Here is a 13199-nt window from a genome sequence, read left to right as displayed (position 1 = left end):
CACCTGATCGGGGTGGGCGGGGTGGGCATGCTCGGCGTGGCCCGGCTGCTGCTCACCCGGGGCATCCGGGTTTCCGGCAGCGACCTGCGTGAGTGGCCCTCGCTGGCGGGCCTGCGGGCGCTCGGCGGCACCATCTACCTCAGCCACGAGGCGACCAACCTCGACGGCGTGGACACCGTCGTCTACTCGTCGGCCATTCCCCAGGACCACCTGGAGCTGGTCGAGGCGCGTCGGCGCGGCCTGCGGGTGCTGCACCGATCGGAGGCTCTGGCCGCGGCGATGACCGGCCGCCGGGCGGTGGCGGTCGCCGGCACGCACGGCAAGACCACCACCACCTCGATGGTGACCATGGTGCTCCAGCAGGCCGGGGTGGACCCGTCCTTCGTGATCGGCGGGGAGATCTCCGAGGTCGGCTCGGGCGCCCACCACGGCACCGGCGAGTACTTCGTGGTCGAGGCGGACGAGAGCGACCGCTCGTTCCTCATCTACCGCCCGTTCGTCTCGATCATCACGAACGTCGAGGCGGACCACCTGAACACCTACGGCGACTACGCGACGCTGGAGGCCGCGTTCGTCGAGTTCGCCCGCCTCACCGACCCGGAGGGGTTCATCATCACCTGCGCCGACGACCCGGGTGGTCGCCGGCTGGCCGGGACGCTGCGCGCCGAGGGCCGGCGGGTCTACACGTACGGCGAGGCGGCCGACGCCGACCTGCGGTTGACCGAGATCTCCTCGTCCGCGCGCGGGGTGCGCTACCTGGCCGCGATCGACGGTCGGTCGCTTGGCGAGTTCCGGCTGCCGGTGCCGGGGCGGCACATGGGCCTCAACAGCGCGTCGGCGGTGCTCGTCACGTACCTGCTGGATCTGCCGCTCGAGGCGGCGGAGGCCGCGCTGGCGGTGTTCCCGGGTGTGCGGCGGCGCTTCGAGCGCAAGGGCGTCGCGGACGGCGTGCTGGTCTACGACGAGTACGCGTACCACCCGACCTCGATGACGCTGGCGTTGCAGACGCTGCGCGAGGTGGCCGGGGACGGGCGGCTGATCGTCGTCTTCCAGCCCTACCGGCTGTACCGGACCCGCGACTCGCAGGCGGAGATCGCCGAGGCGTTGGCCATCGCCGACGAGGTGGTGCTGCTGGAGGTCTTCGGGCCGGGTGAGCTGCGCCAGCCCGGGGAGGGCTCGGCGGCGTTGATCGAGGCGGTGGCGCTGCCCGCCGAGCGGAAGGTCTTCGTGGACTCGTGGGAGGCGGCGCCGGTCGAGGTGGTCCGCCGGGCCCGCCCCGGGGACGTGGTGGTGACCATGGGCGCCCCGCCGATCTCGCTGATGGGTGACGAGCTGCTGGCCGGCCTGCTGGCGCGTACCGCCGGTGCCGCGCCGACCGCGACGGTCGACCCGGTGGCGACCAACCCGGCCGTCGGTGAGCCGGTGGCCGGTGGCGCCACGGCCGGCGGCGACGGTGCGGCCCTGGGTGGCACCGCCGCTCCGGACGGCGCGGCGCCCACGGCCGGATGAGCCCCGGCCCGGCCCGAGGACGGACCAGCGCCGCCGAGGGCGGCGCGCCGCGCCGTGGACCGGTGCGGCGGTGGCAGCTCGTGCGGGCGGGCAGCGACGCGGTGCCGCCGTCGACCCGCCGGTTCATGGCCCGTGCCCGGCAGCGCCGGATGCGCGCCGCGCTGCCGTGGGCGGTGGTCGCCGGGGTGCTGGCGGTGGCCGGACTGATCGCGTGGACGGTGCTGGGCACCGGTCTGTTCGGCGTCCGCGAGGTGCGGGTGGAGGGTGCCGGCCTGGTCACCCCGGTGCAGGTGCGCGACGCGGTCGGCGTGGCCGACGGGGTGCCGCTGGCCCGGGTGGACCTGGCCGCCGCCGCCCGCCGGGTCGGCGAGCTGGCGCCGGTGGAGCGGGCGACGGTCTCCCGGGACTGGCCGGGCGCGCTGGTGGTCCGGGTGACCGAACGGACGCCGGTGGCGGCGGTGCCCCAGGGGGAGGCGTTCACCCTGATCGACCGCAGCGGGGTGGCGTTCCGGACGGTGGCCCGGCGGCCCGCCGAGCTGCCGCTGGTCAAGGTGGCGCGGCCGGCCGGCGACGACCCGGATACCCGCGCCGCGCTGGAGGTGCTTGTCGCTTTGACCCCGCAGCTGCGCGCCGAGCTGGTGGACGTGACCGTGCAGGGGCTGGCCCGGATCAGTCTGCGGCTGCGCGGGGACCGGACGGTGGTCTGGGGAGACGCGACGCGGGGTACGGACAAGGCGCGGGTGGCCACGGCGCTGCTCGGTGAGGAGACCGACCGGATCGACGTGAGCGCGCCGGACGTGGTGACCTTCCGCTGACCGGGGAGGGTGCGCCGGACGTGACGAGTCGCGCTCCGGCCGGCGACACGCCGGTCGGGTCCTTGGCTCATCGCGCGGCGGCGCTTACGTTGCCCCGAAGAGGTTCAGTGGTTGACATAACTGTAAGCCTCTAGTAGAGGGTGAGGGTTCACCTCTGATCCTCGCTGGTGACAGCTGTCGTCGGCCGCTGGTCTGGCCACGCCGTAACCGGTCGGCCGAAGCCAATCTCGAAGGGAAAGGACCGGAGATGACACCTCCGCACAACTACCTGGCGGTCATCAAGGTCGTCGGCATCGGGGGTGGCGGCGTCAACGCCGTCAACCGGATGATCGAGGTTGGGCTCAAGGGCGTCGAGTTCATCGCGATCAACACCGATGCCCAGGCGCTGCTGATGAGTGACGCCGACGTCAAGCTCGACGTCGGCCGTGAGCTGACCCGTGGACTCGGCGCGGGCGCCAACCCGGACGTCGGCAAGAACGCCGCCGAGGACCACCGCGACGAGATCGAGGAGGTGCTCAAGGGCGCCGACATGGTCTTCGTGACCTGCGGTGAGGGCGGCGGCACCGGCACCGGCGGCGCGCCCGTGGTGGCGAACATCGCCCGTAAACTCGGCGCGCTGACCATCGGCGTGGTGACCCGGCCGTTCTCCTTCGAGGGCAAGCGCCGCCAGGTGCAGGCCGAGTCGGGGATAGACGAACTGCGCAACCAGTGCGACACCCTGATCGTCATTCCGAACGACCGGCTGCTGGCGCTGGGCGACCGCAACATCAGCATGATGGACGCGTTCCGCACCGCCGACCAGGTGCTGCTCTCCGGTGTGCAGGGCATCACCGACCTGATCACGACCCCGGGTCTGATCAACCTGGACTTCGCCGACGTCAAGAGCGTGATGAGCGGCGCCGGCAGCGCGTTGATGGGTATCGGCAGCGCCCGCGGCGAGAACCGCGCGGTCGAGGCGGCCGAGGCGGCCATCTCCAGCCCGCTGCTGGAGCAGAGCATGGACGGCGCGCGCGGCGTGCTGCTCTCCATCGCCGGCGGCTCCGACCTGGGCCTGTTCGAGATCAACGACGCGGCGCAGCTGGTCACCGACGCGGCCCACCCGGACGCCAACATCATCTTCGGCGCGGTGATCGACGACGCGCTCGGTGACGAGGTGCGGGTGACGGTCATCGCGGCGGGCTTCGACGGCGGCACGCCGGCGTACAAGGCGGCCGAGCCGGCGCGCAAGACGAACACGAACCAGCCGGCGCCGCAGAGCGCCCCGGTCACGCCGCCGGCAACCATGCCGGCGCCGACCCAGTCGCCGCGTCGGGTGCTCTTCGACGACGTGGACGTGCCCGACTTTCTCAAGAACGGGTCCTGAGCTCCGCCGATGACCGACAGCTCAGCCACGGTACGACCGGACCGGCGCGCCGAACTCGCGGCCGGCCTGGCGCACGTCCGGGAGCGGATCGCCGGCGCCTGCGCCGACGCCGGCCGGGACGTCGCCGAGGTCACGATGATCGCGGTGACCAAGACCTACCCGGCCAGCGACGTGCTGGCGCTGGCCGGGCTCGGGGTGACCGACGTGGGGGAGAACCGCGACCAGGAGGCCGCCGGCAAGGCCGCCGAGGTGGCCGCGGCCGGGGTCGACCCCCGGTGGCACTTCATCGGCCAGTTGCAGCGCAACAAGGCCCGCTCGGTGGTCCGCTACGCCGACGTGGTGCACTCCGTGGACAGCGTCCGGCTGGCCCGGGCGCTGGCCACCGCTGCCGCGGACCGGGAGCGCCCGTTGGAGGCACTGGTGCAGGTCAGCATCGACGGCGACCCGGCCCGGGGTGGGGCGCTGCCCGGTTCGGCAGACCCGGGCAGCGGGTTGGAGCCGGTGGCCGAGGCGGTGGCCGCCGCGCCGTCGTTGCGGCTGGCCGGTCTGATGGCTGTGGCGCCGCTGGGTTGGCCTCCGGAACGGGCCTTCGAGCGGCTGGCCGAGGTGGCCGAGGCGTTCCGGCGAGTCCATCCGGGAGCGAGCGCCCTGTCCGCGGGAATGAGCGGCGACCTGGAAATCGCGATCCGATACGGCGCGACACATGTCCGCGTCGGTAGCGCGTTGCTCGGAATGCGCCCCACGCTGCGGTAGCCTGACCGCGAGACAAGCAAATTACATCAGTGTTGTTTCAGGAACGGCGTCTCCTTGTCGGGGGGCGTGGCATGCGACGCGAATCGCGTGCCAGGGGATTGCCGTTCCGGTCCGATGGGCATGGTTGTCCACTCGCGACGGGCGACATGGCACGGGGGCGCGTGCCGCACGGCGGACGGAAGGGCGCGGGATGGGTGCACTGCGCAAGGCGGGGGTCTGGCTCGGTCTGGTTGAGGAAGACGACGAGCGGGCCTACGACGACGGTGGCTACGACAAGGGTGGCTACCGCGACTCGCGGTACCGGCAGAGCCGGTACGCCGAGGAGTTCGCCGACGAGGACGAGGACGACACCGAGGAGCCGCCGGCTCCCCGGCCGCGGGTCAGCGAGCGGGGTCGGCTCTCCGAGCGGTCGAACGGGCGCGTCAGCGAGTCCGACCGCGGTGACGGTGAGCGTCCGGAGCGGGTCGAGCGGTCCAGCGTCCGGTCGATCACCCGGTCGTCGGCCGGTGAGACGTCCGGCGCGCTGACCTACCACACCCGGGACAACCTCGCCCTCGCGCCGCAGGCCACGACGCGTGAGCGCGCGGTGGCGCCGGAGGAGGAGCAGCGGTACCAGATCACCACGCTGCACCCGACCACCTACCGCGAGGCGCGCACCATCGGTGAGCATTTCCGCGACGGGGTCCCGGTGATCATCAACCTCACCGAGATGGACGAGGCCGACGCCCGCCGTCTGGTGGACTTCGCCGCCGGGCTGGCGTTCGGGCTGCGCGGTACGATCGAGCGCGTGACCAATCGGGTGTTCCTGCTCTCACCGGCCAATGTCCAGGTCACCGCTGAGGACAAGGCCAAGATCGCTGAGGGCGGTTTTTTCAGTCTGAGTTGATCCCGCCCGACCCGAGGGACGTCGCTGACCGTGTTGTCGATCTTGCTGCAAGTGTTGTACCTGATCCTTTATGTCTTCCTGCTGCTTCTTCTGTCCCGGTTCGTGCTGAGCGCCGTCCTGCAGTACGGCCGTCGGTGGCAGCCGGGGCGTGGAGCATCGGCCGGATTGGAATCCGTGTGGAGCGTCACTGATCCCCCTCTCAACGCGTTGAGGCGTGTGATCCCTCCGCTGCGAATTGGTACCGTGAGCATCGACCTGGCCTCCCTTGTGCTCCTGGTTATCCTGTTCGTGCTGATGGAGTTCGTGTTAGGGCCGTCGATCAGGGCATCTGCCTGATGACCGACGCGCTTTCGCGGCCGCAACTGACCCGAGGAGTTTCGATGCCGCTGACCCCGGCCGACGTCCACAACGTCGCCTTCAAAAAGCCGCCGATCGGCAAGCGGGGGTATGACGAGGAGGAGGTCGACGCCTTCCTGGACGAGGTCGAGCGCGAGCTCGCCCGTCTCATCGAGGAGAACAACGAGCTGCGCGCCCAGGTGGAGCGCGGCGGCCGTGGCGGTGCCCCCGCCGGCCCCGGCGGCGACGCCCGACTGGCGGCGGAGCTCAACGACGTCAAGGCTCAACTGGACCGGGTGCAGCGTGACAAGTCGGCGGCCGAGCAGGCCGCCCGCGCGATGCAGGCCGAGCTGGAGCAGGTCCGCGCGACCGGCGGCCCGGCCGGCGTCACCGGTGACGGCGAGCAGCAGGCGCTGCGGGTTCTCATGATGGCCCAGCGCACCGCCGACGACCACGTGTCCGACGCCCGGCGCGAGGCCGACCAGCTTCTCTCCGAGGCTCGCAGCAAGGCCGAGGAGGTGACCCGCGAGGCTCGCGCGAAGGCCGACGCCCTCGAGCGGGACGCCCGCCAGCGGCACCAGGAGGCCATGGGCGGCCTGGACGCCAAGCGCACGGCGCTGCAGAAGCACATCGAGGAGCTCAAGCAGTTCGAGCGCGAGTACCGCACCCGGCTCAAGGCGTACCTGGAGAGCCAGCTGCGTGACCTCGACGGTCGCGGGCAGGGCCTCGAGGCCGAGATGACCCGCTCCGAGGCGGGCCGGGTCGCCGGTGGCAACGGGCTGGCCGCCGCAGGGCTCGCCGGTTCGTACGGCGGCGGGCGCTCCGGCGCCCTCGAAGCCGGACGCTGAGCACCGGCCGGCGATCGCTGTCCGCCAATGGTGACGGTCGCCGGCCCTGCCTGGACGGTACGAAGCGGCGGGGGTGAGCCGTGATAGTCGCGAGCCTCCTGCTCATCCTCGTCGCGGTGGTGCTGCTGGTTCTCGGCCTGGCCGGGGGCTCCAGCATCATGTTGATCATCTCCATCGCGGCCAGTCTGCTGGCCGCCGTCGCGTTGGTGGTGGGTGCCCGCCAGGCAGCCGCCAACCGCGCCACGGCGGCTCCGGGCCGGTCCGACCGGCGCGCCGCCCGCGCACCCCGTACGGCCAGCCAGGCCACGTCGGGTGTTCCGTACGGGCCGCCGCTTGTCGAGCCGGACGTGCCGGTGCAGCACATGCCGTCGACTGTTGGTTCCGGCGGCACCGGGTGGCGGCAACCACCCGAGCCGCCGGCCGACCACGCTTCACCCTTCGACGCGTCGGTCGACCGGGACGCCCCGTTCGTGGCCCCGGTCGGCGACGCGTCGTCGTCGTCGCGGCCGGTGAGTCCAGCGCCGTCGGACGAGGCGTCGCCTGCCGACGCGGTGGCCGCCGAGGCGTTGGCCGGCGAACCGGCCGCCCAGCCGGTCACCCCCGCCGAGGCGGCCCGGGTGGCCCGGCTGCCCGATCCCGTCCAGGTGGTGGACGGCCGGCCCCGCTACCACCTCGCCCGCTGTCCGTACCTGGTCGGTCGGGCGGCGGAGACCCTGCCGGTCGCCGAGGCGGTCGAGCTGGGCTTCACCCCGTGCGCGCGCTGCGCACCGGCCACCGTCCTGCTCGCCGACGTCCGACCGATCTGAAACGGCGTCCGGTGCCCGCCCAGGACACGCTCACCGTGGCGGTACGGGTGAAGCCCGGCGCGTCCCGGGACCGGGTCGGTGGCCGCTTCGACGGACCGAACGGTCCGGCCCTGGTGATCGCCGTGCACGCGCCGGCTGTCGACGGACGCGCCACCGAGGCGGCCCGCCGGGCCCTCGCCGGCGCGTTGGGTGTGCGGCCGGCCGCGGTGTCGTTGCGGGCCGGCGCGGCCAGCCGGGACAAGCTCTTCCTCGTCGACCGGCCCGGCCCGGAGCTGTCCGGGCTGCTCTGCCGACTGCGCGACGGATCCGTCGAGTGAGGAACGTCCGGGCCGGGCAGCGGTGACACCGGGGCTGGACATCGCGCTGCTGCTCGGTGCGGGCGTGCTCCTGGTGGCGGTCGGCGCGGTGCGTCTCTCCACCCGCCTCGGGGTGCCCAGCCTGCTGGTCTACCTGGCGCTGGGCGTGGCGATCGGCGAGGGCGGGCTGGGCATCCGCTTCGACGACGTCGAGTTGACCCGGACCCTCGGGTTCTGCGCGCTCATCGTGATCATCGCCGAGGGTGGCCTGACCGCCCGGTGGAGCACGCTGCGTCCGGTGCTCGGGCTGGCCTCCGCACTCTCCACGGTCGGCGTGGTGGTAAGCATCCTGGTCGTCGGTGTCGCCGTACACCTGCTGTTGGGTCTGGACTGGCGGCTGGCGTTGCTCTACGGGGCGGTGCTCTCGTCCACCGACGCGGCGGCGGTCTTCGCGACGCTGCGCCGGCTGCGCCTGCCACCGCGGCTGGTGGCCACGCTGGAGGCCGAGTCGGGTATGAACGACGCCCCGGTGGTGCTGCTGGTGGTGCTGCTGTCGCACTCCGGCTGGGCGCATCCGTGGTGGTACGAGGCCGGGCTGGTCGTCTACGAGCTGGGGGTCGGCGCGGCGGTGGGCGTGGCCGCCGGCGTGGCCGGGACGTGGGCGCTGCGCCGGGCGGCGCTGCCCGCGGCCGGGCTGTACCCGATCGCGGCGGTCGGGATCACCGTGCTGGCCTACGCGGCGGGCGCGGTGCTGCACGCGTCGGGGTTCCTCGCCGTCTACGTGGCCGGGGTGCTGCTGGGCAATGCCCGCCTGCCGCATCGACGGGCGATCCTCGGCTTCGCCGACGGGTTGGCCTGGCTCGCGCAGATCGGCCTGTTCGTACTGCTGGGTCTGCTGGTCTCGCCGGGCCGGCTGGACGCGGCGGTGCTGCCGGCGGTGGTCGCGGGGTTGGCGCTGGTGCTGCTGGCGCGACCGTTGTCGGTGGCGGCGTCGGCGGTGCCGTTCCGGGTGGGTCTGCGCGAGCAGACGTTCCTGTCCTGGGCCGGGCTGCGCGGTGCGGTGCCGATCGTGCTGGCCACCATTCCGCTCTCCGAGCGGGTGCCGGGCGCGGATCGGCTCTTCGACGCGGTCTTCGTGCTGGTGGTCATCTTCACGCTGGTCCAGACCGGGACGCTCGGGCCGCTGGCCCGCCGGCTGGGCATCACGGCGCCGGCCGAGGCCACCGAGATCCACGTGGAGACGGCTCCGCTGGAGCGGATGCGGGCCGACCTGCTCCAGCTCGAGGTGCCGCAGGGGTCCCGCCTGGCGGGGGTGCACGTCGACGAGTTGCGGTTGCCGTTGGGTGCCTCGGTGACCCTGGTGCTGCGGGACGGGGTGGGCTTCGTGCCCGGCCCGGACACCCGGCTGAAGACCGGCGACAGCCTGTTGATCGTCGCCACCGCGGGGGTGCGCGACGCCGCCGAACGGCGGTTGCGGGCGGTCAGCCGGCGGGGTCGGCTGGCCCGATGGTTTGGGGAGTACGGGGACGACTCAGACCGTTGATCTGCTAGCGTTCCTTTTGCCCCAGTTAAGCAGGTCTCGGGGCAGTTAAGCGGTACGACGGTGCGGCACGTTGTCGGACGCCTGTACGTTCCGTATCCTTGCGAACCTCCGGAGTGCGCGGCCCTCGTCGCCGTGCGCCCCTTTTTGTACATAGGGGACGCCCTGGGTGGCGCCCCCTGACCAGGAACCGTGGACCACGCGGTTCCGCGGCCGAGGGAGCGACCCATGGCGAAGCCAGCCGACACGAGGACCGCCGGCCGCAAGGCCGTGGCCAAGGTCACCCGCAGCGCGGCGGAGACCGAGAAGATCCGCGCGGCCCTGGCGGCGCGGCGGGACGAGCTTCGCGCCGAGTACGATCAGACGCTGAGCGAGATCACCGAGCTGCAGCGCGACCGGCTGACCGACTCGGCCGGGGACGACCAGGCCGACACCGGCACCAAGACGTTCGAGCGTGAGCAGGAGATCTCACTCGCCAACAGCATCCTGGAACGGATCACGCAGGTCGAGCGCGCCCTCGAGCGCCTGGACGAGGGTGGTTACGGCTGGTGCGAGCGGTGCGGCAACCCGATCCCGGTCGAGCGCCTCGCCGCCTTCCCGTCGGCCACCCTGTGTGTGACGTGCAAGCAGCTGGAGGAGCGGCGCTGAGGTCCGTTCCCCGGCGGCGATGGGACGGTGAGCGATCACCGCCGAGACTGTCGATGGGGAGCGAATGACCGCAGCACCGTCCGCCGAGCCCGGCCGCAGTGAGCCGGGAGGCGGTAAGCCCCGGCCCCGGGCCGTCGCGATCCTCGCCGGGGTCGCCCTGGTGGCCCTGCTGGCCGACCTGGTCACCAAGCACCTCGCGCTCGCCGCGTTGACCGACCGCGAGCCGGTCCGGCTGCTCGGTGGCCTGGTCTACCTGAGCCTCACCCGCAACAGCGGCGCGGCGTGGAGCATCGGCTCCGACCACACCTGGATCTTCCCGCTGATCACCATCGGTGTGGTCGGCTGGATCGTGTGGATGGCGCTGCGCCTGCGCTCGCTGCCCTGGGCGATCTCCCTGGGCCTGGTGCTCGGCGGCGCGCTGGGCAACCTCGTCGACCGGATCTTCCGGGCACCCTCGCCGTTCCACGGGCACGTGGTCGACATGATCAGCCTGTTCGACCCGTACGGCCAGGTGTGGCCGGTGTTCAACCTGGCCGACAGCTCGCTGGTCTGCGGCGTGCTGCTGGCCGTACTGCTGGAGTTGACCGGCCGCCAGCGCGACGGCCGGCGGGCCGGCCGCGACGGCGACGCGAGCGACGCGGACGCCACCGCGACCACCGCCGACCAGCGGGAGCGGGCATGACCTCCGCGTTCGCCGCCGGCGGCGACCACCGTTCCCTGCCCGTGCCCGACGGCCTCGACGGGATGCGCCTGGACCAGGCCGTCTCCCGCCTGTTCGGGCTCTCCCGCACCGCCGCCGCGGCCCTGATCGACGCCGGGGACGCGCTTGTCGACGGCACCGTCCGCGCCAACTCGCACAAGGTCAAGGCCGGCTCCTGGCTGGAGGTCACCCTGCCCGCCCCGGTCGCCCCGCCGACCGTGGTGCCGCAGGCGGTGCCCGGCCTGCGCGTCGTGTACGCCGACGACGACATCGTGGTGGTGGACAAGCCGGTCGGCGTGGCCGCGCACCCCAGCCCCGGCTGGACCGGCCCGACCGTCATCGGCGCCCTCGCCGCAATCGGGCACCGCATCTCCACAAGCGGCGCCGCCGAACGCCAGGGCGTCGTGCACCGCCTCGACGTGGGCACCACCGGGATCATGGTGGTGGCCAAGAGCGAGCAGGCGTACACGGCGTTGAAGCGCGCCTTCAAGTACCGCGAGGTGGACAAGGGCTACCACGCGGTGGTCCAGGGCCACCTCGACCCGCTGCGCGGCACCGTCGACGCGCCGATCGACAGGCATCCCACCCACGACTACCGGTGGGCTGTGGTCTCCGGCGGCAAGCCGAGCATCACCCACTACGACACGCTTGAGGCGTTCCCGGCGGCGAGCCTCGTCGACGTGCGGCTGGAGACCGGCCGGACCCACCAGATCCGGGTGCACTTCTCCACCCTGCGGCACCCCTGCGTGGGTGACCTCACGTACGGTGCCGACCCCACCCTCTCGGCCCGTCTCGGACTGGCCCGACAGTGGCTGCACGCCCGCGAACTGAGCTTCCTGCACCCCCGTTCGGGGGACGAGGTCCGGTTCGTCAGCGATTACCCTGACGACCTGGAGCGCGCGCTTCAGATCCTGCGTGACTAGAGCGGCGACCGCCCGACACCGATCCGACGAGGGGACCCCGCCCGTGCGCGCCGGCGACCTGCTGCGGCAGTTGGACCAACGGCTGCTGCCGCCGCTGACCCGGGGCGTCGCCCGGTTGGGTGACCGCTCGGGGCGGTCCGGGGTGCTCACCTGGGCCGCGCTGTTCTCCCTGGCGGCGGTGCTGGGCACCGCCGTGTGGGCCGCCGACGACGCTCCGGTCGGCGACCGGACGGTGGGCGAGGTGACCCGGGTCGGGGTGGCCGACGGCGACTCCGTCCCCGGCTACCTGCGCTCGGCGGCGGCGGACCTGGCCGCCCTGTCCACCGCGACGCCGTCCACGGGCGACGGGACGTACGCGCTCGTCGCGTTCGACGCGTACCTGCCGCCGCAGCGCCTGGGGGACGTGCTCGGCGACGTGCCGGTGTCGACGGTCTTCGGGCGGGTGCCGCTGCCCGGGCGGCAGACCGAGATCGTCAGGATCCCCGCGCTGCGGGTGCCGGACGACGTCGTCGCCGGGATGGCGGAGGTGGCGGCCCGCAAGGCCACCGAGGCCGCCGACTACCGGGCGCGGGCCGCCGCGACGACCGGCGACGGCGTCGACGAGCGGGAACTGCGCGCACGGTACGCCGACGGCGCCGAGGTGGCGGACGCGGAGGCGGCGGCGTACCGCGGTGGCTGCGACTGTGTGTACGCGGCGGTCGTCCGGGCGGCCCCCGAGGTGCTGCGGGGTGTGGCGACCCGGCCGGCGGTACGTGCCGTCGACCCCGCCCCCGAGGTGTACCGGCTGGACCGCGCGGTCTTCACCCCGCCGCTTCCCGAACAGCGCGACGTGGTCCGCCCGCCGGTCGACACCGGGCCGAGCCCGACGTCGCACCCGGCCGGGCCCACGGGGTCGACGGCGCCCGCCCCTCGACCCTCGGCGTCGATGGGCGAATCGTCGGAACCCGCACCGCTCGTCACTATTCCGTCACCGGACGCGTCGTCGACGGTGACGACCGAGCCGGCCGCGCCGAGCGTCACCACCTCCCCGGACGCGACCGACGCCGGCCCGCTCGCCCCCACCCCGTCGTGATCTGTGCCGGGCGGTGTGCGTCCTGAGGTGTGGTCCGAATAGTGTTTCCTTCGTAGCCTGTCAGACGGAGATCGATGGTGCTGGGAGGGCGGGCCGTGGAGGGCAGTGAGACCGGCTGGGGCCGGCCGGCCGAACCAGCGCCGCGGTGGCGGGCGTTGCTGGACCGCGCCCGGCTGGGCGGCCGTGGCGCCGAGCAGGCCGAGCCCGACCGGCGGGCCGAGGAGCCACCACCGGATCCGCTGCCCCGACGCGCGGCCCCCAACGGCTACGCCGGGCGCGCCCCGGCCATCGGGCATCCGGCCGAGCTGTCGTACGGCGCCGAGCCCGCCTACCGGGCCGAGGCCACCTACCGGGTCGACCCCGCGTACCGGGCGGAGCCGGCCTACCGTGCGGAGCCGGAGTACCGCTCCGAGCCCGCCTACCGCTCGGAGCCGGAGTACCGCTCCGAGCCCACCTACCGTGCGGAGCCGGACTACCGTTCCGAGCCCGCCTACCGGTCGGAGCCGGAGTACCGTTCCGAGCCCACCTACCGGGCCGAGCCCACGTACCGGCCGGAGCCGGACTACCGGCCCGAGCCGACGTACCGGGCCGCACCCGAGCCGCCGGCGCCGCGGCCCGAGCCGGTCGAGTCGCGCTACGCGTTGCTGGACAACGGCTACCGCCAGGGTGGCCCGCCGGTCGAGTCGCGCTACGCGCTGCTGGAG

At 73.3% G+C, this 13199-nt stretch carries 14 protein-coding genes and 1 pseudogene; all 15 read left to right on the top strand.

The annotated features are described in order from the left end of the window. A partial coding sequence (murC, locus tag FHG89_RS20730) for a UDP-N-acetylmuramate--L-alanine ligase (protein WP_139586067.1) occupies nucleotides 1-1509 on the top strand: 1509 nt, incomplete at its 5' end. After that, nucleotides 1506-2324, top strand: a complete 819-nt coding sequence (locus FHG89_RS20725; protein WP_139586066.1) for a cell division protein FtsQ/DivIB — start codon at nucleotides 1506-1508, stop codon at nucleotides 2322-2324. The genes murC and FHG89_RS20725, both read left to right, overlap by 4 nt. Before the next feature lie 247 nt (nucleotides 2325-2571). Then, nucleotides 2572-3687, top strand: coding sequence for a cell division protein FtsZ (gene ftsZ / locus FHG89_RS20720; protein ID WP_139586065.1), 1116 nt, complete (start codon nucleotides 2572-2574; stop codon nucleotides 3685-3687). Nucleotides 3688-3696: 9 nt separating this feature from the next. Further along, nucleotides 3697-4440: a YggS family pyridoxal phosphate-dependent enzyme gene (locus FHG89_RS20715; RefSeq protein WP_139586064.1), complete on the top strand. Its 744-nt coding sequence runs from the start codon at nucleotides 3697-3699 to the stop codon at nucleotides 4438-4440. Nucleotides 4441-4630: 190 nt separating this feature from the next. Continuing rightward, on the top strand, nucleotides 4631-5326 hold the full coding sequence (locus FHG89_RS20710) for a cell division protein SepF (protein ID WP_139586063.1): 696 nt from the start codon (nucleotides 4631-4633) through the stop codon (nucleotides 5324-5326). Nucleotides 5327-5356: 30 nt separating this feature from the next. Next, nucleotides 5357-5662: a YggT family protein gene (locus tag FHG89_RS20705; RefSeq protein WP_030334503.1), complete on the top strand. Its 306-nt coding sequence runs from the start codon at nucleotides 5357-5359 to the stop codon at nucleotides 5660-5662. Nucleotides 5663-5706: 44 nt separating this feature from the next. Beyond that, complete coding sequence (locus FHG89_RS20700) at nucleotides 5707-6510, top strand: DivIVA domain-containing protein (RefSeq protein ID WP_139586062.1); 804 nt, start codon at nucleotides 5707-5709, stop codon at nucleotides 6508-6510. A gap of 80 nt (nucleotides 6511-6590) precedes the next feature. After that, a complete protein-coding gene (locus FHG89_RS20695) occupies nucleotides 6591-7316 on the top strand; it encodes a hypothetical protein (RefSeq protein WP_139586061.1) in 726 nt (241 codons plus the stop codon). Nucleotides 7317-7327: 11 nt separating this feature from the next. Further along, complete coding sequence (locus FHG89_RS20690; protein ID WP_139586060.1) at nucleotides 7328-7633, top strand: DUF167 domain-containing protein; 306 nt, start codon at nucleotides 7328-7330, stop codon at nucleotides 7631-7633. Between the two features lie 22 nt (nucleotides 7634-7655). Further along, nucleotides 7656-9155: a potassium/proton antiporter gene (locus tag FHG89_RS20685; RefSeq protein WP_139586059.1), complete on the top strand. Its 1500-nt coding sequence runs from the start codon at nucleotides 7656-7658 to the stop codon at nucleotides 9153-9155. 225 nt (nucleotides 9156-9380) lie between these two features. Beyond that, complete coding sequence (locus FHG89_RS20680) at nucleotides 9381-9800, top strand: TraR/DksA family transcriptional regulator (protein ID WP_139586058.1); 420 nt, start codon at nucleotides 9381-9383, stop codon at nucleotides 9798-9800. 64 nt (nucleotides 9801-9864) lie between these two features. Continuing rightward, nucleotides 9865-10482 carry a signal peptidase II gene (gene lspA, locus FHG89_RS20675; RefSeq protein ID WP_139586057.1) on the top strand — a complete coding sequence of 206 codons (618 nt, stop codon included), beginning with the start codon at nucleotides 9865-9867 and terminating at the stop codon, nucleotides 10480-10482. Next, a complete protein-coding gene (locus FHG89_RS20670) occupies nucleotides 10479-11423 on the top strand; it encodes an RluA family pseudouridine synthase (protein WP_139586056.1) in 945 nt (314 codons plus the stop codon). The genes lspA and FHG89_RS20670 overlap by 4 nt, the downstream gene beginning before the upstream one ends. A gap of 43 nt (nucleotides 11424-11466) precedes the next feature. Next, nucleotides 11467-12495 carry a hypothetical protein gene (locus tag FHG89_RS20665; RefSeq protein WP_139586055.1) on the top strand — a complete coding sequence of 343 codons (1029 nt, stop codon included), beginning with the start codon at nucleotides 11467-11469 and terminating at the stop codon, nucleotides 12493-12495. A gap of 74 nt (nucleotides 12496-12569) precedes the next feature. After that, a pseudogene (locus FHG89_RS20660) lies at nucleotides 12570-13199 on the top strand (ATPase); the annotation flags it as partial.

The sequence above is a fragment of the Micromonospora orduensis genome, assembly GCF_006228125.1.
Classification (GTDB): Bacteria; Actinomycetota; Actinomycetes; order Mycobacteriales; family Micromonosporaceae; genus Micromonospora; species Micromonospora orduensis.
This window is presented reverse-complemented; position numbering and strand designations above follow the sequence as displayed.

What these genes read in the sequence shown, in the direction of transcription:
- FHG89_RS20725 (WP_139586066.1), top strand. Translation starts at nt 1,506, where the DNA reads ATGAGCCCCGGCCCGGCCCGAGGACGGACCAGCGCCGCCGAGGGCGGC.
- ftsZ (WP_139586065.1), top strand. Translation starts at nt 2,572, where the DNA reads ATGACACCTCCGCACAACTACCTGGCGGTCATCAAGGTCGTCGGCATC.
- FHG89_RS20715 (WP_139586064.1), top strand. Translation starts at nt 3,697, where the DNA reads ATGACCGACAGCTCAGCCACGGTACGACCGGACCGGCGCGCCGAACTC.
- FHG89_RS20710 (WP_139586063.1), top strand. Translation starts at nt 4,631, where the DNA reads ATGGGTGCACTGCGCAAGGCGGGGGTCTGGCTCGGTCTGGTTGAGGAA.
- FHG89_RS20700 (WP_139586062.1), top strand. Translation starts at nt 5,707, where the DNA reads ATGCCGCTGACCCCGGCCGACGTCCACAACGTCGCCTTCAAAAAGCCG.
- FHG89_RS20680 (WP_139586058.1), top strand. Translation starts at nt 9,381, where the DNA reads ATGGCGAAGCCAGCCGACACGAGGACCGCCGGCCGCAAGGCCGTGGCC.
- lspA (WP_139586057.1), top strand. Translation starts at nt 9,865, where the DNA reads ATGACCGCAGCACCGTCCGCCGAGCCCGGCCGCAGTGAGCCGGGAGGC.
- FHG89_RS20670 (WP_139586056.1), top strand. Translation starts at nt 10,479, where the DNA reads ATGACCTCCGCGTTCGCCGCCGGCGGCGACCACCGTTCCCTGCCCGTG.